The sequence below is a fragment of the Paenibacillus riograndensis SBR5 genome (genome assembly GCF_000981585.1).
Taxonomy (GTDB): domain Bacteria; phylum Bacillota; class Bacilli; order Paenibacillales; family Paenibacillaceae; genus Paenibacillus_AQ; species Paenibacillus_AQ riograndensis.
Map to the genome: position 1 here is coordinate 6,521,530 of NZ_LN831776.1, position 24,501 is coordinate 6,546,030.

A 24,501-nucleotide genomic window follows, 5' to 3' on the forward strand; every position below is an offset into this window, starting at 1 on the left:
ATAGAATTATTCCGTCACCTTGCTCTGATTCGCCACCTCGCGGGCCTTCTCCTGCACCTCTTCCGGCTCGCCGAGATAAAAGCGGCTGATCGGCTTCACATCATCATCCAGCTTATAGACCAGAGGGACTCCGGTCGGCACATTCAGGTCCAGCAGCGCCTTCTCGTCAATGTCCTCCATGAATTTGATCAGCGCCCGCAGCGTGTTGCCATGCGCCGAGATCAGCACCCGCTCCTTCTTGCGGATCAGCGGCACAATGCGGTTGCCCCAGAAATCACCGACACGGTGTACGGTATCCTCCAGGCTTTCGCCGCGCGGAATATCGCCGGGCCGGACCTCCTTGTAGCGGATGTCGTTTCTGGCATAACGCGGATCATCCGGATCCAGCATCGGAGGCCGGACGGACAGGCTGCGCCGCCAGATATGCAGCTGCTCTTCGCCGTATTTTACCGCAGTCTCGCTCTTGCTCAGACCCTGCAGCGCTCCGTAATGACGCTCGTTCAGCTTCCAGGATTTCTGTACCGGAATCCACAGCAGGTCCATTTCATCCAGCACATAATTCAAGGTCTTGATCGAACGCTTCAGCACAGAAGCAAAGGCCAAATCGAAAGTATAGCCGGCCTCCCTCAACAGCTTGCCCGCCGCTTTAGCTTCCTCTACCCCTTTCTCCGTCAGATCGGGGTCGCTCCAGCCTGTGAACAGATTTTGGCGGTTGTACTCGCTCTCTCCATGGCGTATCAATACGATTTCGTACATACTCTCTCCTCCTGCCCATAGTTTCATAATCTATATAATCCTACACCCATCATAGGCCTGCTGACCGGGTTCTTCAAGGCCTTGCTTCGGCGGCTCTCCGGTTTCTTTACCGGTCCAAAAATCGTCCCCCAGCCTGCCGCTTTTACCGCCTGTTGCCGTTCCCGCTACGATCCGTGTGCTGACAGCCGCCGCAGCACCGCGTCCCGCAGCACCCGCGCATGATTGTGCCGCTCATCCTTCGCTGCATACAGCAGTGTCACCGGGCTTTCCCTGGCCCAGTCGCACAGCCGCTCCATTTCGCCCGCCGCCGGCTCCGACTGCAGCTCCTCCTCATACAACACCGCAAACTCCGCAAATTTGTCGGGTTTATGAGCGAACCACTTCCGCAATTCGGGTGACGGCGCGGCCTCCCGCATCCAGTCGTCGAGCTGTGCGGATTCCTTGGACACCCCGCGCGGCCACAGGCGGTCAACCAGCACCCTTCTGCCGTCCGCTGCCTCCGGCGGGGCGTAGATACGTTTGATCCGGAGCATATCCGTACCTGCATCTGCACGCATATCCCCTGAGCCTGTACTTGTCACTTCGCCCGAGCTTGCATCAGTCTTCAATGCCCCTTGACCCGCCTCTACCGCATCTGATCCGTTACTTGACACATAACTTGCTCCTCTCCCGTTTCTTCGGCGCATATGCCGCGCAGCCGTATATTGGAGCCGAATAAGCCCCTGGTTCCGGTTACCTTACAGGATGGATGGCCGGGACCGTATGCTGTTTGGAATGATTGCTCCGCGTGTTCGGATTCGGCATAACTTCCGGAAGGAAGGCAGCGGCCCAAACCGAGTTCGTTGACCTTCCATCTGCTTCCCCCCGCTCGTCTGTATTTCACCGGATAATCTTCCTTGTGAATAAGAGTACGCCTGCTTTTATTATAAATAAGCCGCTATCCAATTTGTAGCGAGGTGCTAAGCCGGTCAGACGGTTGTCGTGTTCATGCAGCAACCAACAAATTCCGAAGATCCGGCTCATTCTCCGCCAATAAAATATTCATTGTTCTTCCCCGGGCTGTCTACATGTATCCTCTTATTATGGACCGCGGGGGCAGCAGTTATTAACCGCGCCCGGTTTACGCCCTGGCAGCTATATTACCAATAAGCAACATGCATAAAGCGCGCCGTTATATCAAAAAACCGGAAGCCCTCCGGCCCCGGTCTTTTCTTATACCCATTGGACCAGTCTATGTCCCATGGCCCAGCATTCCTAATTCACTCAGAACCAATGATCGGGAGTCATCACGCCGCTGTGCTTCAAGCGTCTCCAGCGGTTGCGGAAAATCCCGCTCCCTCCGCCTTTGCAGTCGGTATTGCAGATCCGTCGTCTTATCATTTTGTTCATTCTCCCCTTCCAGGCAGCAGTTCACATCGTATGTAAACAGGTTGCAACGTATTTACCCCGGCTGGAAAAAACTGAAACAACCGGGAAATCAGCGGATTTCGGACGGACTTTTCCCGGTGTGCTGCTTAAATTGGCGGCTGAAAAAGAAAATATCGCGGTAGCCCAGCGCATCCGCCACCTCGGTCACGTTCATTCCGGCGTACAGCAGCAGATGCTGTGCCCGCTCAATCCGGGTGCGGATCACATAAGACTGCACGGAAGATCCGGTAATCTCCTTGAATTTGATTGAAAAATAACGCGGCGACAGCCCTGCGCGCGCCGCCAGATCCTCCACCCGGTGCATCGCTCCGGGATGCTGGCTGACATAGTTGGCTACCTCATGGATGACCTCTGCGAGCTGGTTGCTTACATGGCGTTCCACCGGCATCACCTGGTCCTCACGCAGCAGATGAATCATCAGCTGTTTCAGAATGAGCTGGCCTTCCTCCTGTGCCGCGAAAGTCTTCACCAGGAACAGGCGGACATACCGGGCCAGCAAATGCTCGAACTCCACCGTTTCCGACAGCACGCGGTAAGGCTCGGGAATGTCTGTCACATCCTCAGCAACATCAAAGTGAATATATGTAAGCACAAGCGGCTTTTGCGGATTATGGGTCGCACTCGTATGATCTCCGGGACGGAACAGGAAGCAGCTCCCCTGGCCCACCTGATAAGGCACCCCTCTGCGCACAACCGTGCCTTCCCCGCTCCAGACATAGAACAAATCATAATTTTGCAGCGGCTTCTCTCTTTTTTGCCATTTCCAGCCCGGTTCGCAGACAATCTTCGCCAGAGCCGGCAGGATCACAAAAGAGGACGGCGATGCATGCAGCATAATGTTCCCCCCTAAAAGTTTGTGAGCTTTACTTCCTGCATATGCTTCGTACAAACTCGCATCGGAAGCATCTTCTAAAGTTTTGCGGAATTCTGCTTCTTCGTGCTTGCTTTGCAGCAAAACCCGCTTCGGAAGCCTCCCCAATATTCGGTACAAAATACAACAGACACCCATGCCGCCCGTTCACGGCATTTCCATACTTCTCATAATACCTTGTCATGTCCTATTTTGCACATCCTTCCACGCCAGCAGAAGACGATTGACCCCGATTTCCAGCTGTCCGCTATCCAAATGGGCAAAAGAAAAGCAGGCGGCCGGCGCACCCGGCACGACCCGGTACAGCGAAGCGTCCCGGAAATCCGTGCCGCGCTTAAGCGCCGCCGCCCGGAAGGCGGCGAATTCCTCACTGCTGCGCCGCCAGTGCGCGTAGATATGCAGACCCGCATCGCCGGGCAGCGGCTCAAACAGCAGACCGAGCCGCTCCGACAGCAGGGAGCGGAAGATGCGGGCACGCTCGCCATAGATGCGCGTCATCCGCCGCAGGTGACGGCCGTAGCCGCCGGTATGCATGAAGCGCGCCAGCGCGCGCTGCTCCAATTGGCCTCCCGGCAGCGGCTCATACAGCGCTTTGGCGGCGGTTACCGGCTTGATCAGCCATGGCGGCAGTACGGCATAGCCCAGCCTTAAGCCGGAGAACATGCTGTTCGAGAACGAGCCGATGTAGATGACCCGCTCCTCGTGGTCAAGCGCCTTCAGCGGCTCTATGGGCCGCCCGCCCCAGCGGAACTCGCTGTCATAATCGTCCTCCACGATCAGCGCTTCCTGCCGGCGCGCCCACTCCAGCAGACGGCGCCGCCGGTCCAGCGGCAGCACCGCGCCAGTGGGGAACTGGCGGCTTGGCGTAACGAACAGCAGCCGGGCCGCCCAATCCTGCGGCACCAGCCCGCTTTCGTCTACCCGGCCAAGCAGCAGCTCTCCCCCGGAAATCTCCACCGCTCTGCGGATGCCGTGAAATCCGGGGTCCTCCACAACAGCAGGGCTTCCGGGCTCCAGCAGCAGCTGTGCCAGAAGGACAATGCCCTGCATCGAGCCGCTGAACAGCACGATGTGCTCCGCTTCTGCCCGGATGCCCCGGGTCACGCGGAGATGGGCGGCAATGGCCCGCCGCAGGCCTTCTTCCCCTTGAGGCGGGCAATAACCCTCCAGCAGCCCGCCGCTTTTGCCTCCGGCGTATTTCAGCGCACTCCGCCACTCGGCGTAAGGAAAATGCTCCATCAGCATTCCCCTGCTCCGAAAGCTGACAAATGCCCCATCCGCCGGTTCATATATGGAGACATGCCGGTGCATCAGCCGGTTTCCCCAGCTGGAGAGCGGTATCCCGGAGTAAGGCGCTCCCGGTAAAGAAGCAGCGGAGGCCGCATCAGAAGCATTAGAAGCAACAGGTGCGCGTACATTACCTATAATTCCAGTTTGCACCGCATAATAACCGGCTTTACCAGAGCCGGCGGATTCTTGGACTGGCAGGGTTCCCTCAGTCTGTGAATCACCGGCAGTATTAGCGGGGGAGCCCGGTATTCCCGCTTCAGCACAGTCAGCACTATCCGCCGGCTCCATCATCCCTGCTTCATCAAAGGCTGCATCAGCAGGTTTCCCCGCAGGAGCAGGCTCTTTTAACATATCCGCTGCATCATCACCTTCAGCCCATTGGGCTGCCCCCTTCCGCTCCCCCTCCGCCGGATAAAAACTGTCATCCGCGACAAAGGTGCCCCGGCCGGTCTCTGTCCGGATGTAGCCGTCAGCCAGCAGCATATCGTAAACCTGGGATGCCGAACCCCGCGACATTGCGTACAACTCCGCCAGCTTCCGTGTCGACGGCAGTCTTGTCCCGCCCGGCAGAGTCCCGCCAAGGATCGCTGCGCGCAGCGCATGGTACAGAGCCAGATATTTGTAGCGGTGCACCGCCAGGTACTGGTCATATGGCAACGTGAAATTCATGTCCCTACCTCTTCATATCAAAGTGGACTAATAAAATTAATGTAAACCGGTCCTTTTTTATTGTCAATTCTTCCTCTATTCTAAGGAAACCGTTTAATCCGGAGCATAGGACTCCGCAACCCATGAGAAAAGGAAGTGCGTTATGCGCAGAAAAGAATTTCAGGTAGAGCAGGAAGAGGAGCTGATCGAGTTCCTGGGCGGAATGAGCTTTGGTTTTCTCGGTACCAGCGATGAGCAGGGGCTGCCGCGTGTGACGCCGCTGAATTTTGTATATATAGAGGGAAACTTCTATTTCCACGGCAGCCATGCCGGAGGCAAAATGAAGAGCATCCGCCACAATCAGCAGGTATGCTTCACTGTTGCCGACGAATATGCGCTCATTCCCTCCTATTTCAGCGATCCCGAGCTGGCCTGCCCCGCCACCGCCTATTTCAAAAGCGTAACCGCTTATGGACAGGCTGAGCTTGTAGAGGATGCTGCCGAAAAAGCAGCCGTGCTTACACATTTTATGCAAAAACTCCAGCCGGAAGGCGGTTTTGCCCCGATTGATGCCGAAGATCCCAGATACCGTTCACGGCTGAAGGGTGTCGCAGTAGTGCGAATCGTTCCGGAAGAAATCACGGCCAAGTTCAAATTCGGCCAGAATCTGAAGGAAGAGGAGCGGACCGCCGTTACACAGGGACTGAAGGACAGAAACGGGGCACGTGACGCCGAAACCATTGCCATGATGGAAAAATACTGCCCCTATCACTCCAGTGTAGATTGAACTTGAACCGCCCAAACCCGATAACTCTCACGTTCAGTTTATATAGTGGAAAAAGTATCACTAATCAAGCTCATTCCGCTTATGAAGCAGTCTATGTTGGAAAAAGTACCACTAATTTCGCTGAAAATGGCTATATGAGGTAAATATACACGAATTAGGTGTACAAATTCCAACTAAAACCTCCTGGAGCCAGAAATTCAGCTCATTAGTTTTACTTTTTCCACTTATTAGCTTTAGTTCCTGACTGCGGATGCCGGTGGCATCTTTTCCCGATTTGTTTCCTACGATGAGATAAGGTGCGGGAGAATCCGCAGCAAATTTTCTAAAAGGTTCAGCAAAAAACGTCTTTCATCAGTGACGGCGGAGTATCCCGGTGATATAATGTTAGGCAATGTTAACGTATATCCCAGAAGAATACCGGAAGGATGAAACTGATGAATCCATTGGCTGGACAATTGAATGACAGCATCAAGGCAGGCAATGAACATGTGTACGATATGCTCTCCAATCTGGGCAAAGCGCTGTATTATCCCAAGGAGGGCATTCTGAGCCAATCCGCCGAAGCGGCTGCTCACGCTAAGAAATACAACGCAACCATCGGTATTGCCACCGAACATGGTGTACCTATGCACCTCGGCGTTATTCAGGATAAGCTCTCCGCTTACAGTCCCAAGGATTTGTACGGCTATGCTCCGCCGGCAGGCAAGCCGGAGCTGCGCACCCTGTGGCGGGAAAAAATGCTTCGCGAAACGCCGTCGCTTGAAGGCAAGTCCTTCGGCAACCCTATCGCTACCAATGCCCTGACCCATGGGCTAAGCATCGTTGCCGATCTGTTCGCCGATCAGGGGGATGCCGTCATCTATCCGGACAAAAACTGGGAGAATTACGAGCTGACCTTCGGCGTCCGCCGTCTCAGCGACACCGTGAACTATCCGCTCTTCACGGAAGATATGAGCTTCAACAGCGAAGGGCTGCTGGATGCCCTGCTGGCCCAGAAGGAGCGCGGCAAAGCCATTGTGCTGCTTAACTTCCCGAATAACCCTACGGGCTATACCCCCGGCATCAAGGAAGGCGAAGCGATTGTTGCCGCTATTCTGCGCGCAGCGGAAGAAGGCATCAATGTTGTGGTGGTCAGCGATGATGCTTATTTCGGGCTCTTTTTCGAGGATTCACTGAAGGAATCCCTGTTTGGCCGTCTGGCTAATCTGCATCCGCGCGTGCTAGCCGTGAAGATTGACGGAGCGACCAAAGAAGAGTTCGTCTGGGGCTTCCGCGTCGGCTTCATCACCTATGCTTCCGACAGCAAGGAAGTGCTCGCTGCCCTGGAGCAGAAGACAATGGGGATTATCCGCGCCACCATCTCCAGCGGACCGCATCCCTCACAGACCTTTGTGCTCGATGCGCTCAAATCGCCGGAATTTGCCGAACAGAAGGAAGAGAAGTTCCAGATTATGAAGGGCCGTGCCAACAAAGTGAAGGCACTGCTGGACAGCGGCAAATACGGCGATGAGGTATGGACCTATTATCCGTTCAACTCCGGGTACTTTATGTGCCTGAAGCTGCACACCGTTCCGGCTGACGCCCTGCGTCTGCACCTGATCCATAACTATGGTCTGGGGACCATTGCCCTGGGTGAGACCGATCTGCGCGTGGCCTTCTCCTGTATTGAAGAAGATCAGCTAGAGGATCTGTTCGATATGGTCTATGCGGGAATCCGCGATCTGGAAAAAGCCTAATCACAAGCTGTAAGTTAAATGTCAGCCCCGGCCGTGCCGGGGCTGCTTTTTTTTGCGGGCCGTTATGGCATTGGCCTATACACGTTGTTCCCTCCGCACATACAATACGGTGTACTCAAGTACAATAACTCACACGCGAAAGGGGAATGAACATGAGCGAAGAAGTTAGAGGCGGATACGGATACCCTGGATTTACAAGCACTGGTGCAATTCTGGTTCTCTTTATCCTGCTGGTTATCATCAGCCGTTCACTCTTTGTCTAACCGGGAATGATCATCCCGGGAGGGGGCTCCGGCTCTCTCCCACTTGCCCGCGTTTTACAGCATTCCCTGTTTCTTGCCTCCGTTCCAAACAGGAATTTCTTCAATTCCAGAAATAGGTCTAAATAAGCTTCAACTATCAGAAAAAGACGCCTGACGGAGCTATTCTCCGCTCAAGGCGTCTTTTTTTCAGATATCGTCGTCGTCCTGCGCCGATTTGCGGGAGGCCCTGCTTTTGAAGAGATAGGCCAGCAGCGCGCCGGCAAGAAAGGTCCCGATGACCGGCAGCGGCCGCCCGGCGATCCCGGTCAGAAGAGGCAGAGCGGTCAGCATAGCCAGCAGCAAATGTGCCCGGAAGATGAACTGAATCGTACTGCTTGCCTTGCTGCCCTCCGGCAGCGGGTAGACAGTCAGCCAGAACGATTCGCTATGCAGCTTGCGCAGCGCCGATAGCTGTACGCCCATGACCAGCACGAAGAACAAATAGATACCGGAGCCGATGTAGCTCTCCCGGTTCCACCAGACCAGCAGCAGCGCCAGGAGGAAAATCCGGATCACGATACCGAAGATGTCGCCCCGGGCGAAGCTTTTGGTCAGCAGGAAGCGGTAAGCAGTGCTGCGCCGCCAGGCGATGCCCGCGCCCCACTTGGACAAGTAGCGGCGGGGATAGACCCGCTGCTCCCGTCCGGGCACATCCACGAACCAGCCGAGGATCATCAGCGCTCTTGCCCCCTGATTGCGCTCGGTGGCGATCAGCCGTTCCCAGGGAACGGAGAGCCGTGCCGGAACAGCTAGCGCCGCCACATAGGCTGCTGCCAGAATAACAATAAAGATCAGTGCCCGGAGCGCCGGCTGCCAGAGCCATGCGGCAATCATCAGGCCGGAGACTGCCCAGCGGAGCAGGCTGTAGCCCATGGAAGCCGGACGGGACAGCATGGCAAGCTCCCGCCACAGGCCAAAGCTTGCCAATATTTTCACCAGAATCAGCACAGCCAATGTGGCAAACAGCATTTGATGAGAATCATCCGTCCGTATGTACAGCGGCCAGAGTGTAATCAGCACGAAAGCCAGACGCAGAATTTTCCACACATTTCCGGCGGTCCAGGCGGGAGCGAAATATTCCTTCATCCGGTGGCCCTGCGGAAGCAGAAAGATCGTATCCGGGCTCTGCAGATAGGTCCGGAAGCTGCTATGCGCCGCTGCAGGCAGCAGCAGCACCAGCATGATCCAGCGGATGGGAATGCCCTCAGGGACATCGCGGAGCAGCGAGGTATACCAGGCCGAGAAGATAATCAGCACCAGCAGGAAAACCATCGCGATACCGCTCTGAATGATATAACCTACATAAGGAGTGAGGCCTCCCATGAACCGGCTGCGCCGCTGCCGGCGCAGCTCCTTCAAATCCATATCATTTCCCTCCTTGCACCAGTTCGTAGAACAGCTGCTCCAGATTCAGTCCCTGCAGTCCGGCAGCCGCGCTCATCTCGGCCAGCGTACCCTGCGCGATCACCTTCCCGCGGTGCAGGACAATGAACCTGTCACAGTAATTCTCAATGGTGGAGAGAATATGGGAGCTTAACAGAATCGAAGCCCCGGTATTCTTCAGCTCCAGCATGAAATCAAGCAGGGAGCGGATGCCCAAAGGGTCCAGCCCCAAAAATGGCTCGTCGATCACATACAGCGCCGGACGCGCCACGAAAGCGCACATAATCATGACCTTCTGCTTCATCCCTTTGGACAAATGCGAGGACAGTGTATCCATCTTATCATCCATATTAAAAAGTGCGGCCAGCCGGCTGCTGCGGGATTCATAATCGCTCTGCTCCACGCCGTAAGCCCTGGCGGTAAATTCCACATGCTCGCGTACTGTCATTTCCTCATACAGCAGCGGGGACTCCGGCACAAAGGACAGTGCGCCGTGATAGGCTTCCGGGTCGCTGCTCCGGGTTTTGCCCTGGACCGTGATCTCGCCTTTATGCGGCGACATCAGGCCCAGAATATGCTTCATGGTCGTGCTTTTGCCTGCTCCGTTCAATCCGATCAGCCCGACCATTTCTCCAGGCTGTACCTCAAGGCCGATATCGTGAAGCACCGGCTTGTTCAGGCTGTAGCCTCCGCTTAAGCCCGTAATTTGCAATACGGGGGCAGTACTCATTGACCTTCACCTCTCGGGGTTTTGTCTTTCAACCACTTTGGTGCTCCTTTGTTCTTGCGGTTCTTCTCGCGCTCCGCACTGCTGGTGCGCGCTTTGCCTGCGGGAGCGCCGCCGCGTGCTCCTGCGGCGGGACCCGCGCTGCGGCGCTGCTGGCCGCGCCGCGCATCAAAGCCCGCTGCCGCTCCCGGCTGCGCTGCAGAAGCCCCGGCCGGGGAGGCTGGGCCTCCCGCTGCCGCGGTCCGCACCTGCGGCTTGCCGCTGCGCGCCGCAGGTTCACTCCCGCCGCTGCTATCGCGGCGGCTAGAACCTGTCCCGCCGCTGGACCCGCTGCGGGCCTCCTCGGCGGTCAGTGCCTTGCCGCCGACCATTTCCCTCTCCTCCAGCCGGATGTCCAGCTCCTTAGCGAACTTGCGCATAATGAACGTCTGCTGCTCCGTGACAATCGTCACGGACAGTCCGCGCCGTCCCATGCGCCCTGTTCGCCCGGCCCGGTGCACATAATGCTCTGAGTCGAAAGCCGGATCGAAGCTGACGACCAGCGTCAGATTCTCGATATCGAGGCCCCGGGCCGCCACATCACTGGCCACCAGCACGCGGAAGCGCCCGTCGCGGAAGCGGGCCAGCACATTGCTGCGCGTCACCTTATCGGCATCTCCGTAGAGCGCTGCTGCCGTAAGCCCCAGATAGTTCAGCTTGGCGGTCACCTCAGCGATGTCGTCGGTGGCATTGACGAACACAATCGCCCGCTCCGGATTGTAATGACGGATCACCCGGCGCAGCATATCTATCTTGTTCCGTTCCTCGGTCACCACGTAGTGATGCTCAAGACTCTGGGCGGTCATGATCCCCGGATCAATGCCAATCTCTGCCGGATTCTTCATCTCGCGTGCTGCCAGCGCCTTCGTCTCCGGCCCGATGGTCGCCGACAGCATGACCAGTTGCCGGGTGCGCAGCGCGCTGCTGACAATCTTCGCCACCTCGCCCGCACCGCTGAGCTGGAACATCTGGTCCGCTTCATCGATGACAATCGTGGTCACCTCATGCATCTTCAGCTTGCGCAGCCCGATCAGCTCCCGGATACGGCCGGGAGTGCCCACTACAAGCTGCGGATGCTCGCGCAGCTTATCGATCTGCCGCTTGATCGCCGCGCCGCCGATCAGGCCTAACACCTTGATGCCGCGATGGGCGCCATAACGCTCCGCCTCGCGGAGAATCTGCATTGCCAGCTCCTGCGTAGGGGCCAGCACCAGCTTCTGCACCACCTTCTGCTCCGGATTAATCCCCTGGAGCAGCGGCAGCAGGTAAGCCAGCGTCTTGCCGGTTCCTGTCTGGGATGCGGCAAGCACGTCTCTTCCCTCCAGCAGCAGCGGAATGGTCTCCTTCTGAACAGGGGATGGATCTTGAATGCCGAATTCCGACAATCGGGCAACGAAGTCTTCCTGGATGCCGATGGCCGCAAAAGAAGCTTTATTCATAATTGTAGTTCATCCTTTTCCCTTAAGATAATATGTTTATTATATGCCAAAAAGGCCTCTCCACCAAATGGAAGGCCGTTTGATCGTGTTAAGCCGTGATAGAAAGATACTTTGTCCTTGATCTGCCGGCTATTTCCGGTTCATCAGGTTATAGGTAAGCTTATCCGCGAGCCGGGGGAACAGACCATACAGGCGGATGCCAACCGCCGCGAAGCCCGGAAGATCGATCTCCTCTTTGCCTTTATCGATCAGCTTGACAATTTTCTTGGATACATGCTCAGGCGTCATCATCATCCGGGCTACACTCTTTTCATAGCTGCCGGAGGGGTCGGCCGTACGGAAAAATTCCGTCGCAATCGGTCCGGGATTGACTGCCGAGACAATGATCCCCTGTCTGCGCAGCTCCTGGCGCAGCGCATTCGTGAAGCCCAGCACAGCATGTTTGGTTGCGGTATAAGCAACGGATCGGGCCGTGCCGATTTTGCCGGCCATAGATGCCACATTAACAATCTGCCCGCTTCCCCGTTCCAGCATATGCGGGACTACGGCTTTTGTACACCGGACTATGCCCATGTAGTTCACGTCCATCATATCATCGAACTCCCGGGACTCCATGTCGGTAAAAGCGGCAAACTTCCCATATCCGGCGTTATTCAGAAGAACATCGATTCTGCCGTATACCCTGAGAATGTCCGCAAAGGTGTTCTGTACCTGCTCTTCATCGGTAACATCGCAGGCATACAGTCCAAAAACGCCCGGAATACCAGCCGCAGTGTCTTTCAGCTTATCCTCTGAACGGGCCAGCAGGATAGGGATAGCTCCACGCTTGCCGAGCATCTGTGCTGTCAGCGCTCCAATCCCGCTTGAAGCTCCAGTAATTACAACGACTTTGTCTTGTAGTGCCATGAATTCATTCTCAGCTCCCGATGTCCGCCTAAGAGATCATTACCTGAATATCGAGCTCTCCGATACCTTCCATTAAAAGCGGAATGCTCAGCGCTTTGCGCGGCAGCACCGCCATCCCCTCTGTCTTCACCAGCTTGGGCGGAGTAATATCCACCGATACCCCCTGATTGGACAAAATGGTGCTGGCGTTGCCGCTGATCATGTTGCCCAGCTCCGAAATGGCGCTCTGGCCCATCTCGTCCATCTCCGTAATCACATAGCCGCCCATCATGGCGGATACGATCTTAAGCGCTACCTGTTCAGCAATTCCGAAGATAATATCCCCGCTCAGTTGACCAGTCATCCCCACTTGTATCCATATATGACTATCAATCAGTTCGATATCCTTAATCCCCAAATTACCGGTGGATGGCGAGACCTGTATCACCTGTTCAATTACAATTCTTGCAGATTCTAAAAACGGATTAATTACTTCTGCTTTCATGAAAGTGCTGTCCCCCCTCTACCAGGCTTTAGTCTTGTACCAAAAGTCCCAGGCAATAATGATTTATTATACTTCATATATCGGTATTATTCACCAAAAATTAATGGTCTTTCCGAAGGAATTCTGAAGATAGTTACTGGGGTAACATTGCCCTGCCGGAGGTTATCTCCTATAATTTAATCAAATGCCAACATCCGGCGTAAGATAGATGTAGACCCTGTTGCGTCATCCTGGCCAAAAACGGCCCCGGCGCGGTGTTATTCACTGACTTTGCAGGAACCCCGAACCACCCGAATATCCTGATTAGTTTTCTGGCCCCACATCGTGGAGCGTTACTTCACGGCTTATCCCGAACACTCGGCAGTCACCGAGGGCACAATGTAATTCCCTGGTCGGAGGCGGACTACGGAGTCCTGTGACAAGCATGTTTTTATTAAATAATCCTACACACAAATCGGCGGCATCCATCAGCAGGCCAAAAGGGGGTAAGTCCATGAATATCAGTCAGCTTGAAACGCTGATTACCATCTCCAAAACCATGAGCTTCCGCAAAGCGGGCGAACTGCTCAACCTGACCCAGCCGGCGGTTTCGGCCCAGATCAAAAGCCTTGAGGAGGAGTTCAAAACACAGCTTGTTGACCGCAACCAGCCGGTTACACTGACAGACAGGGGACAGGTATTCCTCACGCACGCTGAACAGATTGTAGGTCTTGTCGAAGAGCTTAAGCAGCGCCTTGCGGACCTGGATGAAAATCCGCAGGGGCATATTATTCTCGGGACAACCACCTCAATCGCCATTCAGATTCTGCCACGGATTCTTTCTTATTTTCAGGACCAGTTCCCGCATATCAAAACTTCGATTTCTTCCATGTCTTCGTCCCAGATATATCAGCATGTGGAGAACGGCCTGGTCGATGTCGGCATCGGCTACTTAATCGGACGCAGTCCGGGAATGACTACCTCAGTGCTCTATTACGACACCTTCGAATTAGTGGTCTCCCCCCGCCATCCCCTCGCACAGGTCAAATCGGCCGGAATTGAAGCGCTGCGCAATACCCCGCTGATCCTGCTCTCGCCAGACACCGTCGGCCGGAGATTCGCTGATGAGGTATTCGCAAAGCACGGCATCCAGCCGCAGGTAATCATGGAACTGACCAGCAGCGAGGAAGTCAAGCGGATGGTGGAGCTGGATCTCGGTGCGGCGGTGATTTCCAAACAGTCGGTGACCGCCGAGGTGCGCAGCGGCACCCTTAAGATCGTCCCGATTATCGAGCTTGAGGTCACCCATCCTGTAGGCGTCATTACGAAATCAGGCAAATACGTCAACTCTGCCATGCGGCAGTTTCTAAGCGATCTCAAGGGCATGCCGGAAACCCACTTCATCGGCTCAGAATAAATAAGGAGATGATCAACCCATGAAATTCGACCTGCATACCCATCATTTCCGCTGCGGCCATGCTGACGGAACGATCAGGGACTATATTGAGGCCGGCATTGCCGCCGGTCTTACAGTCATCGGTATTTCCGACCATACGCCATACTTCGGAAGTGAGTCCGAGCAGGCTTTTCCCCGTATTGCCATGGCCAAATCCGAGCTCGCCCGCTATGTGGAGGAAGTGCTGGCCCTGCAAAAAGAATACGCAGGCACCATCGATGTGCTGCTGGGGATCGAGTCAGACTACTTCCCCGAATATGCAGAGCTGTACCGCCGGACATTATCGGCCTATCCGTTTGATTACATCATCGGCTCGGTGCATAATGTGGGCGGTGTGAGCATCTTCAATAAAAGCCGCTGGAAAAACCTTGATCTTCAAGGGAAGATCGCCAGCAAAGCTGAGTATTACCGGCTGATTACCGCTTCCGCCCGCAGCGGCATGTTCCAGATTCTCGGCCACATTGATGCCATGAAGGGCAATTATCCGCAGTTCTCGGATATCCCGGCTACGGCCGAAATCGACGAGTGTCTGCGCGTTATCGGAGAATGCGGCATTGCAATCGAAATCAACACCTCCGGAGGCACCAAGCTCTGCGGAGGCTGGTATCCTTCGGATGACATCCTGGAGCGGGCGCTGCATTATGGTGTGGAGGTCACCTTCGGCTCCGATGCCCATGTCCCTTCCCGGGTCGCTGACCAGCGGGAGGCTGTAGCGGCACGCCTGAAGGAGATCGGATTTACCCGCTGGGTCTACTTCAAGCAGACCCAGCAAATCTCCGTACCTATTCAATAAATCAACTTAGGCGATCTACAATCGCAAGCAGAAAAATGCACCCCTGCCTTCTCGGTTACGGACGATTGGTTCCGTCACCATGATTCGTTGGGGTGCATTTATTTAGGTTCAGTCTTTCAGATTATCGCAGGTAAAGCCCTGCCGCTTCAGCGTATGCTGAGCGTCTCCATACTGCGGATTGAGTGTATAAAAATGGGCGATTGTGCTGCTCCAGTCCCGCTCCGTCAGCCCCTGCTCCTTCAGAGAGGCCCGGTGCGCCAGATTGTAGGCTTCAATCAGGCTCTTCACCTCCGGATTGTACTGTTCCTCATGCAGGACAGCTTCAAGAGGGAGTCTTGGCTTCTTCGGCAATTCCTCAGCAGGGTATCCGACGCATAGCCCCACAACCGGGAATACATACTCCGGCAGCTGCAGAAGCTCGATGACCTCCGCCGTGTGGCGGCGCACTCCGCCAATCGGGATGATGCCCAGCCCCAGCGACTCCGCTGCCGCAATGGCATTGGATAAAGCAATCCCCACATCTGTAGCGCCGACGAGCAGCGCATCGACATCCTTGGCGGCCTCAAAAGGCTGCCCCTCCAGTTCACCTGCCACCTTGGCCCGGTAAAAATCCATGCAGAATACCAGAAATACCGGCGCTTGCGCCACATGCTTCTGGTTTCCGCTCAACACCGAAAGCCGCTGCCGGCGTTCCTCGCTGCGTACGGCGATGACCGATACCTGCTGTCCATTCACCCAGGACGGGGCTGCCTGGGCCGCTTTAATAATAGTCTTCAGCTTCTCCGGCTCCACGGGTTCCTGGCGGTATTGCCGGAAGGAGCGGTGATTCATTAATGTACGGATCACTTCATTCAAAGAATAATAACCTCCTGACCGCTGTCTTGTAATACAACTATCATATCCTACTGCCTGCGGGGCCGCCAGTCCCCGGCGAGACAGCATTATAAGCATAGGCTGGTGCAAAAAGGGATCTGCAAAAAAAATGGACCCGAAGCATCGGGTCCCAACAGCATTTATATTTTTAAAAGGGGGTCATGTACTTAGTTTAACCGGACACTGTTAGAGTTTCATAACGGCATTATTTCAATTGTGTAACAATGTGAATACTTTCATTACATCGGACGGGCTGCCCGGCATGGGGAGGACCCGCTCCAGGGTGAGCCCGTTTTTGATCATGACGCGCTCAGACCTGAGATTGTCACCCCGGCAGCGTCCCTCAGCCCTGAGAAGCCCCAGCTCCTGAAAGCTGTAATCCAGCAGCAGCCCGACAGCCTCCGTTGCCAGTCCCCGGCCCCACCATAGCGGATTCAGCAGATATCCCAGCACAGCCTTGTTCTCATAACGGTTCCAGTTCTGCAGAGAGACTGTTCCGATCAGCTCCTGCTGTTCCAGCGCATAAATTCCGGCATGAAGTGCGCAGGGGTCGACAGCATGAAGCATCCGGGCTGCCAGCTTATCCAGATAAGCATGCGGTGAGCTTGCACCCTGACGGAGCAGAATATGCGGCTGCACCAGCGGATGGGCAAGCAGCGTCTTGAGCACCCCGGACTCGGTGGCCGGCATCGTTCTGAGCTCAACTTTTTGGCCTTGCCGTGCCAGGGATAATACCGTATCGTAAGTGCTCATACGCTTCTCCTTCTCTTTGGCAGATATAATGGAATCTCCCCGGCTGCCAGCCATAACGGGGCCATCGTTCTTATGCCCGGCGCAGGGTAAAAATGGTCAGTTCAGGCCTGCACATCAACCGGAATGGCATATAGGTTTCGCCGAACCCCCTGTTGACATACACCGGCATCCTCTTTTTGTCCGTATAATACAACCCGCTTATGTATTTATTCGATCCATATGGAGTGTATGCCGCGCCCACAAAGGGCAGGCGGATCTGCCCGCCATGACTGTGACCGGACAGCTGCAGATGGAAGGGATACGCTTCTACCGTATCGGCATAATCCGGCTCATGCATCATCAGCAGCGTGAACATGCCCTCAGGAACATCCTTCAGCGCCGCCTGGGGGTCAGGCTTGCCGTGCAGCATGTCGTCGAGTCCCGTTACTGCGATGGAAGCTCCTCCCTGCTTCACCAGATAGGACTGGTTCCGCAGCACGCGAAATCCGGCTTCATTCAGCAGACGGGTGAGCAGCTCCGTATTCTTGTAATCATGGTTGCCCAGGATCGCATATTTGCCAAGCGGTGCGCTCAGCCCGGCCAGAACCGGTACGGACTCCGTCAGATCCTCGGCATAGCTGTCCACTATATCTCCGGTGAAGCAGATGATGTCCGGCTGTGCCTCCTTGATATGCCCGGCCAGGCGCTTCAAATCATGGACATCCTTGTTGAAGCCCAGATGCACATCGCTGAAGTGTACCAGCCGGGTGCCTGCAAAGGCGGATGGGAGCTCCTTGAAGGACAGCTCCAGCCGGGTAATGTCCAGCCAGTTCGGCTCTCCCTTCCAGGCGTAGCCGCTGGTGAGCAGCCCTGCGCCGAATAATGCAGCTGCCCCCCGGGTCAGGAACTGGCGGCGGGTGATTTTGCGGCCGCTTCCGGTCTGCGGGGGCGGAGTGCTGTACCGGTAGCTGCCTTCTGCGGCAGCTGCCGGGAGATCGGGAGAAACCCCGGACGATTTTTTATTCATAGGGAGGTTCTCCTTTCTTGCAGGATTGTTATCGGGGAATGAAGACTATTGGGCGGGCTTGGATGAATCGGAGCGTTCCTCACACTCTCTCACACTCTTCTGACTGCACCTCGTCCTTCGCTTCCTCTATCTTCTCATCAACCTCTGTTTCGATATTAACATCAATTTCGGCTTCAACCTCCTCTTCTGAGCCCGGTCCCAGAATCTTACGGAACAAACCCAGCATAGAAAGTGCATAGGCGACGGTAATGAAGCTGAAGCTGATCTGCATAATAACCACAAGACGCGAGGTACTGTCCACCGGGGCTACATCCCCGTACCCGACCGTTGTAAAGGTGGCTACACTGAAATAGAGGAAGGTTATCAGCTGGCTGAGCAGATCTTCGCCGAGCCCTTTTCCATCAAAGGAGGACTGTCCAAACAGCTTATATATCGATGTATATACGACAGTGAAAAAAATAATGCAGGAGAATGCCGCAATACTGATACGCACCAGCGTCTGCTGCAGCCTGACCTCTTTGCTGTTCGATTCCTTGATTTCATGAAAGATAAACAGTACGTAGAACAGCATCGAAGCCAGGGCAAAAATAAGAATGAGTCCGCGCAGTCCCCTGTCTCCCGGCAGGATGGCACCGAGATCAATCCAGTTCAGCAGATCTTCCACCGAGATCAGGGCATAGATCAGAATGGGGGCGAGAAGCACTCCTTTTCCCATCCAGCTCAGCTTCATCCGGTACAGCCACAACGAGAGCAGCACAATTACAGCTATATTGAGGGTCCACATCCACCAAGTCATGGGCATACTCTCCTGTTCCCCGGTTGCTAAATACAGTCTATTCGGACCGGCCCGCTACAGTAATGCGGCATTCTTCTTCCGGTGTGCTGCTGTAGGCGCGGGCGATGCCTTTGCTCTCTGCATCTTTCCTGGGAACCCGGCGCAGCTTGAAGGTCACCTCGACGTTCCCGGTGAATGGAAAAGGATCAAGCAGCAGCGTGGACTCATCCTGCCATTCCGCCATAATCTGACGGCCGGAGGTGAAGCTGAAATCCTCACTGCCCGAGAAACCGTCACGGAACCAGGGATGCTCTTCCGACTTGGGGCTTCCCGGCTCACTTAAGCCCAGGTACAGCGAGAGGTCGTCGCAGAACTGCAGCAATCTCGCATCATAATACAATTCGCCCTCTGCGAGCGGGTTGCTGTTCTCCAGATGACGGTGGATACGGGCCCGGCGGTCCTCCTCATGCTTCAGGTAGGCGGTCAGCTCCGGACAATCCTCGCCGGATATCTCAATCAGCCGCTCATAATGCGAACTGCACAGCAGTGCGCCATACGGCGTATCCGCCTCAATCTCATCCAGTCCGCGTCTGTAAAAGGTCAGCTTTGGCACAAGCGGAAAGTCTATAAAAGTGTACGGCGCCCCCTCCGCGTCATTCCAGAACGGAGTCTCATCGAGATCGATCCAGCCCCGGTCATGCTGACTGACCGCCCGCAGCACCTCCGCCCGGCGCCCTTCTGCCGGAACATGCTGCTCCTTGAACCGTTCGGCAAATTTACCCGCCAATAGCCCGTGCTCATGCTGCCTCATCATTATTAAATATCCGTCCTGTTCACGACAAATCACAATTAATCCCCCCTGGTATATCCACAGCCTGGATATGCATCGGCTATGAAGATTATAACATATGTACCCATATTTGTTGGAATCTTGACGCCTTGCCCTCATTGTATGTAAAGCTATTCCCTCCTGAATGGACTGTTTAACCTGAATGGACTGTTTTAAAATGTACCCGTTTTTCCGTTGGAAAGAAACAGTCTGCGTACAGGGAAGTAGAGGGAAACCACCCTGGCCCAGACAGACACAAAAGCCCTGCCGCTGCCGGCAGGGCTTTCTTTTTTATTGATGTTGTTACACACCCAGCCAGCGCTTGAACATATGCTTGGTGGTCTGTTTGTTGATCTCGGCAATGGACGTGGTGAGCGGAATGCCTTTCGGGCAGGCGCGCACGCAGTTCTGCGAGTTGCCGCAGCCGTCAATGCCCCCGTCTTCCATCAGCGCATCCAGGCGCTCATCGGCATTCATCTCGCCTGTAGGATGGGCGTTGAACAGACGGACCTGTGAAATGGCCGCCGGGCCGATGAAATTAGTTTTTTCATTGACGTTAGGGCAGGCTTCCAGGCAGACGCCGCAGGTCATGCACTTGGACAGCTCATACGCCCATTGACGCTTCTTCTCCGCCATGCGCGGACCAGGACCGAGGTCGTAGGTGCCGTCGATCGGAATCCACGCCTTGACCCGTTTGAGCGCACCAAACATCCGGCTGCGGTCAATCACCAGGTCACGCACCACCGGGAAGGTTCTCATCGGCTCGATGCGCACCGGCTGCTCCAGATTATCGATCAGGGCGGCGCAGGCCTGGCGAGGCTTGCCGTTGATGACCATTGAGCAGGCCCCGCACACTTCCTCCAGACAGTTGGATTCCCAGCAGACCGGAACCGTACTGTCGCCCTTGGCATTAACCGGGTTGCGCTGAATCTCCATCAAAGCGCTGATCACGTTCATCCCCGGACGGTATGCAAGCTCGAACTCTTCCGTATAAGGGGCCGTGTCCGGTTCGTCCTGGCGGGTAATCACAAATTTTACGTTTTTGGGAGCTGCAGCAGTTTCCGCCATATCTGTTACCTCCTAAAAGTTTTATGGTACACTGACCGAACATTTAATTGTACTTTGTACAGCTAAGACAGCTGATTTTTGCTCATTTCAACATATAGTTGCAATTTATGCAGTTACATTTCGGGCAACACTCTCTAAACGAACAATTCTCCAAAAATAATTGTACAAAATACAGCTAACTCTCTTTAAGAGCGCTTGGAAGTCCGTTTAATTGCATGAAATACAATTAACATTGGCCTCCCGCTTACTGATCGATGTTCACCCATAGTTATGCTTATCGAACGCTGCCTCACCGTTCAACGATCAATCCTTCGAGTAATCCCGCACCCGTGGAGGAATCAGCGACACATCCACTTCTTCGTAAGAGATTTGCGGGCCGTCCGCCGTCCATGCGGCCTTGGTGGTCTTCAGGAACTCCTCGTCATTGCGGGCGGGGAATTCCGGCTTGTAGTGCGCGCCGCGGCTCTCGTTGCGCAGCAGCGCGCCCAGGGTCATGGCCTCGGACAACTCCAGCATGTTCCACAGCTGGCGGGTGAAGGCCACACCCTGGTTGTTCCAGCGCGACGTATCGTTCATGTTGATCCGGCGGTAGCGTTCCTTCAACTCTTTAATTTTGCCGATGGTGGCGGTAAGCTTGGTATTCTCGCGCACCACCGTCATGTTGGCGGTCATCCATTCGCCCAGCTCTTTATGGATGACATAGGCATTCTCTGTGCCTGACATCGCCAGCAAAGACTCGTATTTATCGGTTTGTGTCTTATGGAAGCTGTCAAAGACGGTAGAGGAAATGTCCTGTACCGATTTCTTCAGCCCCTTAATATATTCAACAGCCTTCGGCCCAGAGACCATGCCGCCGTAGATCGCCGATACAAGCGAGTTCGCGCCCAGCCGGTTCGCGCCGTGATATTGGTATTCGCATTCCCCTGCCGCGAACAGCCCGGGAATATTGGTCATTTGGTTGTAGTCGACCCACATGCCGCCCATGGAGTAATGCACAGCCGGGAAGATTTTCATCGGAATTTTGCGGGGATCATCGCCCATGAATTTCTCATAGATTTCGATAATGCCGCCTAGCTTGACGTCCAGCTCTTTCGGGTCCTTGTGGGAGAGATCCAGGTATACCATGTTCTCGCCGTTAATGCCCAGCCCCTGGTCGACACATACATTAAAAATCTCCCGGGTTGCAATATCGCGCGGCACCAGATTCCCGTAAGAAGGATATTTCTCCTCCAGGAAGTACCACGGCTTGCCGTCCTTGTAGGTCCAGATGCGTCCGCCTTCACCGCGCGCCGATTCCGACATCAGCCGCAGCTTGTCATCGCCGGGAATGGCTGTGGGGTGGATCTGAATGAATTCGCCGTTGGCGTAATATACACCCTGCTGATATACAGCGCTGGCAGCGGTTCCGGTGTTGATGACCGAGTTCGTTGTTTTGCCAAAAATAATGCCGGGCCCGCCGCTCGCCAGAATCACCGCATCCGCCGGGAACGTCTGAATCTCCATCGTCTTGAGATTCTGGGCACTGATGCCGCGGCATACACGCTCATCGTCCAGGATCACCGAGAGGAATTCCCAGTTCTCGCTTTTGGTGACCATGCCTTCGGCTTCCCAGCGGCGTACCTGCTCATCCAGCGCATACAGCAGCTGCTGGCCGGTCGTCGCACCTGCAAAAGCTGTCCGGTGGCGCTTCGTGCCGCCGAACCGGCGGAAGTCAAGCAGCCCCTCCGGCGTGCGGTTGAACATGACGCCCATCCGGTCCATCAGATGGATGATGCCCGGTGCGGCCTCGCACATCGCCTTCACCGGAGGCTGGTTGGCAAGGAAATCGCCGCCGTACACAGTATCGTCGAAATGCTCCCAGGGCGAGTCTCCCTCGCCTTTGGTGTTCACCGCTCCGTTGATGCCGCCTTGCGCGCAGACCGAATGCGATCTTTTGACAGGAACAAGGGAGAATAGATGCACATGCGCGCCGGATTCTGCCGCCTTGATGGTAGCCATCAGGCCGGCCAGCCCCCCGCCCACGATAATGATATCGGCTGATGCCATGATTGTTCCCTCCTAAATTGTTTTGCAGAAACTGCTGCTTGTATATTGCATCATAACGTCGTCCGAAGTTGGACGCGCTTTCTAAGCTTAAATCAGACTGCGAAGCGACTGTACAGCCGAAGCCGCAGCCTGGAATTCACTGTCACGGAAAGTAACCAGCGAGAACAGAAACATGAAGCTGACAATTACGAACAGGCCCAGACAGATGACGGAGGATACTCTTTGGGAACGAGGCCCCACCGTAATTCCCCAGCTGATCAGGAACGACCAGAGACCGTTTGCAAAGTGGAAGCAGGCGGCCAGGACCCCAATGATATACACCATCAGCAGCAGCGGCTGGGTTACAATGTTATGCATAACGCCGCCGAGCTCTTCGTGCTTCACATTGCCGAGCGCCACCTGAACGCGGGTATCGTACAAATGCCAGACGATGAAGATGAAGGTGATCACTCCGCTAATCCGCTGCAGCGTATACCGCCAGTTCCGTTCAAGGTTGAAGCGGTTCAGGTTTGGTTTGGACTGATAGGCGATGTACAACCCGTAGACTCCGTGATAGAGTAGCGGAAGCCATATGCCGAACAATTCCAGGAAGAAGACGAGCGGCAGGCTGTTCAGCCACAGCACACTGTCCGTAAAACCGGAAGCGCCTCCCTCTACTGCCGAGAAATTCGTCAGCATGTGCTCCAGGAAAAAGAACCCGAGCGGGATCACGCCAAGCAAGGAATGAATCTTTCTGGAATAAAATCCTCTCATGCAAAGTGTCCCCTTTCCGATATAAAACAGCGTTTTCATTAATGAGCATACACTGCCGGGAGTACAGTTGAAACAGGGGGTAAGGGGCTTAGGGAAGCCCGCAAAATGTCTATTTTCACCGTAATTCATTATTTTCCCGGACTTTGCTGCAACATTCACAATATGTGAATATCTTGTGTCACTTTTCATGTTACTCCTTTTTCACTTATAAGGGAATTGCAATCTAATTATTAAACGTTATACAATAAACGCATAAGAATATTTTTAATGTGATAATAATTCTCATTTAGTAGGCGAAAATAAGAGTAAAAGCTCTATTTATCCTTACTGGGAAAGGCTATCCCATTATAACGGCTATGCTATTTATCACTTTATCGAATATGGTAACACTTCAAGGAGGATGGCTTATGTTTGATGATTTGGATATTTTTGCCGCTGTCGTGGAGCATTCCAGCCTGAACCGGGCTTCGCGCCAGCTCAATTTGTCCCAGCCTGCCCTCTCCCGCAAGATCTCCAAGCTGGAGGAGCGGCTCGGCGTTGCGCTGTTCAACCGCTTCGGCAAGCGGCTGGAGCTGACGGAGGTGGGCCGCCTTACTTATACCTATGCACTGGAGCAGCGGCAGCAGCGCTCCAAGTTCCTGGAAGCGTTGTCGAAGTTCAAGGAAGGGGAACCCCAGCTGGTAACGCTCGGCGCCAGCCTTACCACGCTCCAGACCACACTGCCGCCGCTTGTAAATGCCTATATGGAGAAATACCCGGCGGCCGAGCTGAAGCTGATTACCGGCAAGACGCATGAGATTGTCTCCGCGGTCAGCGAGGGCAGGGCCGATCTCGGGATCATCGCATCGGCCACCCAGGAGCCGGGTCTGCGCTGCATCCCGCTGTTCGAGGATCAGCTGCGGCTGGTGGTTTCCGAGCATCACCCGCTGACCCTGTCTGCGAAGCTGACGATGAGCGACCTCTCCCGGCTGCCGATGATCCTCTTTTCCAAGGGCACCTGGTACCGCCGCATGACCGACGAGCTGTTCCAGCGCAGCGGAGTCGATCCCGACGTGAGGATGGAGATCGACTCCTTCGAGGCCATCGTCCGGCTGCTGCCGACGATCAAGGCTGCGGCGCTGCTGCCGAAGTCTTACCTTCGCCCCGAGCTGCTGAATGGCGGCGGCCTGGTCTCGCTGCATATTAAGGAGCTGGAGCAGACCCAGCGGACGACCTGCCTGATCTACCCTAGCAGCGGCGGCCTGAGTACAGCCGCACGCTGCCTGGTGCAGGTCACTGAGGAAGTGTTCCTGCCGGGACGGGAATAGCGGTCGCTGGACATCCGAATCCTCCAGTTTTCCCAGCATTGTAATTTCCTAAACAACAAATAAACAC

At 55.1% G+C, this 24,501-nt stretch carries 23 protein-coding genes; 6 read left to right on the forward strand and 17 right to left on the reverse strand.

What is annotated here, in order from left to right:
* Nucleotides 1-6 precede the first annotated feature (6 nt).
* The 4 genes from gpmA to PRIO_RS37070 form a co-directional block, all read right to left on the reverse strand.
* Nucleotides 7-756 (reverse strand): 2,3-diphosphoglycerate-dependent phosphoglycerate mutase, encoded by a 750-nt coding sequence (gpmA, locus tag PRIO_RS27590; protein ID WP_020429684.1) that lies wholly within the window; start codon nt 754-756, stop codon nt 7-9.
* Nucleotides 757-920: 164 nt separating this feature from the next.
* Nucleotides 921-1,289, reverse strand: coding sequence for a DUF488 domain-containing protein (locus tag PRIO_RS27595; RefSeq protein ID WP_039789442.1), 369 nt, complete (start codon nt 1,287-1,289; stop codon nt 921-923).
* A 944-nt stretch (nt 1,290-2,233) separates the two neighbouring features.
* Nucleotides 2,234-3,019, reverse strand: coding sequence for a helix-turn-helix domain-containing protein (locus PRIO_RS27600; RefSeq protein WP_039789444.1), 786 nt, complete (start codon nt 3,017-3,019; stop codon nt 2,234-2,236).
* Between the two features lie 216 nt (nt 3,020-3,235).
* Entirely contained in the window at nt 3,236-5,014 is a 1,779-nt protein-coding gene (locus PRIO_RS37070) for an aminotransferase-like domain-containing protein (protein ID WP_046505630.1), read from the reverse strand.
* Between the two features lie 142 nt (nt 5,015-5,156).
* Between PRIO_RS37070 and PRIO_RS27610 the strand changes: the two genes are divergently transcribed.
* The 3 genes from PRIO_RS27610 to PRIO_RS37075 all read left to right on the forward strand — a co-directional run bounded on the left by PRIO_RS27610 (nt 5,157) and on the right by PRIO_RS37075 (nt 7,779).
* Entirely contained in the window at nt 5,157-5,780 is a 624-nt protein-coding gene (locus PRIO_RS27610) for a pyridoxamine 5'-phosphate oxidase family protein (RefSeq protein WP_020429692.1), read from the forward strand.
* A 434-nt stretch (nt 5,781-6,214) separates the two neighbouring features.
* Entirely contained in the window at nt 6,215-7,516 is a 1,302-nt protein-coding gene (locus tag PRIO_RS27615; protein ID WP_039789448.1) for an aminotransferase class I/II-fold pyridoxal phosphate-dependent enzyme, read from the forward strand.
* A gap of 152 nt (nt 7,517-7,668) precedes the next feature.
* Complete coding sequence (locus tag PRIO_RS37075; RefSeq protein ID WP_020429695.1) at nt 7,669-7,779, forward strand: hypothetical protein; 111 nt, start codon at nt 7,669-7,671, stop codon at nt 7,777-7,779.
* Nucleotides 7,780-7,965: 186 nt separating this feature from the next.
* Here PRIO_RS37075 and PRIO_RS27620 read toward each other — a convergent pair whose 3' ends face one another.
* The 5 genes from PRIO_RS27620 to PRIO_RS27640 form a co-directional block, all read right to left on the reverse strand.
* Nucleotides 7,966-9,183: an ABC transporter permease gene (locus tag PRIO_RS27620; protein WP_020429696.1), complete on the reverse strand. Its 1,218-nt coding sequence runs from the start codon at nt 9,181-9,183 to the stop codon at nt 7,966-7,968.
* A 1-nt stretch (nt 9,184) separates the two neighbouring features.
* On the reverse strand, nt 9,185-9,931 hold the full coding sequence (locus PRIO_RS27625) for an ABC transporter ATP-binding protein (RefSeq protein WP_020429697.1): 747 nt from the start codon (nt 9,929-9,931) through the stop codon (nt 9,185-9,187).
* Nucleotides 9,928-11,406, reverse strand: a complete 1,479-nt coding sequence (locus tag PRIO_RS27630) for a DEAD/DEAH box helicase (RefSeq protein ID WP_046505633.1) — start codon at nt 11,404-11,406, stop codon at nt 9,928-9,930. Before PRIO_RS27630 ends, PRIO_RS27625 begins: the two co-directional genes overlap by 4 nt.
* A gap of 129 nt (nt 11,407-11,535) precedes the next feature.
* On the reverse strand, nt 11,536-12,312 hold the full coding sequence (locus tag PRIO_RS27635; RefSeq protein ID WP_046505635.1) for an SDR family NAD(P)-dependent oxidoreductase: 777 nt from the start codon (nt 12,310-12,312) through the stop codon (nt 11,536-11,538).
* A gap of 28 nt (nt 12,313-12,340) precedes the next feature.
* Nucleotides 12,341-12,796, reverse strand: coding sequence for a chemotaxis protein CheX (locus tag PRIO_RS27640; RefSeq protein ID WP_020430411.1), 456 nt, complete (start codon nt 12,794-12,796; stop codon nt 12,341-12,343).
* 493 nt (nt 12,797-13,289) lie between these two features.
* Between PRIO_RS27640 and PRIO_RS27645 the strand changes: the two genes are divergently transcribed.
* Nucleotides 13,290-14,192: a LysR family transcriptional regulator gene (locus PRIO_RS27645; protein ID WP_020430409.1), complete on the forward strand. Its 903-nt coding sequence runs from the start codon at nt 13,290-13,292 to the stop codon at nt 14,190-14,192.
* 19 nt (nt 14,193-14,211) lie between these two features.
* Nucleotides 14,212-15,024 (forward strand): histidinol-phosphatase, encoded by an 813-nt coding sequence (locus PRIO_RS27650; protein WP_020430407.1) that lies wholly within the window; start codon nt 14,212-14,214, stop codon nt 15,022-15,024.
* A gap of 108 nt (nt 15,025-15,132) precedes the next feature.
* Here the strand turns inward: PRIO_RS27650 and PRIO_RS27655 are convergent, their stop codons facing one another.
* The 8 genes from PRIO_RS27655 to PRIO_RS27690 form a co-directional block, all read right to left on the reverse strand.
* Entirely contained in the window at nt 15,133-15,879 is a 747-nt protein-coding gene (locus tag PRIO_RS27655) for an NADPH-dependent oxidoreductase (protein ID WP_020430405.1), read from the reverse strand.
* A gap of 228 nt (nt 15,880-16,107) precedes the next feature.
* Nucleotides 16,108-16,650, reverse strand: a complete 543-nt coding sequence (locus PRIO_RS34145; RefSeq protein WP_169316501.1) for a GNAT family N-acetyltransferase — start codon at nt 16,648-16,650, stop codon at nt 16,108-16,110.
* A gap of 70 nt (nt 16,651-16,720) precedes the next feature.
* The gene (locus tag PRIO_RS27665; RefSeq protein ID WP_020430401.1) at nt 16,721-17,656 is read right to left on the reverse strand and encodes a metallophosphoesterase; all 936 of its coding nucleotides are present in this window, start codon (nt 17,654-17,656) and stop codon (nt 16,721-16,723) included.
* 79 nt (nt 17,657-17,735) lie between these two features.
* Complete coding sequence (locus PRIO_RS27670) at nt 17,736-18,452, reverse strand: ion channel (RefSeq protein ID WP_020430400.1); 717 nt, start codon at nt 18,450-18,452, stop codon at nt 17,736-17,738.
* A gap of 37 nt (nt 18,453-18,489) precedes the next feature.
* Entirely contained in the window at nt 18,490-19,278 is a 789-nt protein-coding gene (locus PRIO_RS27675) for a DUF3891 family protein (protein ID WP_046505638.1), read from the reverse strand.
* Nucleotides 19,279-19,563: 285 nt separating this feature from the next.
* Nucleotides 19,564-20,328 (reverse strand): succinate dehydrogenase iron-sulfur subunit, encoded by a 765-nt coding sequence (sdhB, locus tag PRIO_RS27680; RefSeq protein WP_020430396.1) that lies wholly within the window; start codon nt 20,326-20,328, stop codon nt 19,564-19,566.
* 303 nt (nt 20,329-20,631) lie between these two features.
* Entirely contained in the window at nt 20,632-22,374 is a 1,743-nt protein-coding gene (gene sdhA / locus PRIO_RS27685) for a succinate dehydrogenase flavoprotein subunit (RefSeq protein ID WP_020430394.1), read from the reverse strand.
* Nucleotides 22,375-22,461: 87 nt separating this feature from the next.
* On the reverse strand, nt 22,462-23,127 hold the full coding sequence (locus PRIO_RS27690) for a succinate dehydrogenase cytochrome b558 subunit (protein WP_020430392.1): 666 nt from the start codon (nt 23,125-23,127) through the stop codon (nt 22,462-22,464).
* A 407-nt stretch (nt 23,128-23,534) separates the two neighbouring features.
* Here PRIO_RS27690 and PRIO_RS27695 point away from each other — a divergent pair, with 407 nt between their 5' ends.
* Nucleotides 23,535-24,434, forward strand: a complete 900-nt coding sequence (locus PRIO_RS27695) for a LysR family transcriptional regulator (RefSeq protein ID WP_020430390.1) — start codon at nt 23,535-23,537, stop codon at nt 24,432-24,434.
* Nucleotides 24,435-24,501: the final 67 nt, after the last annotated feature.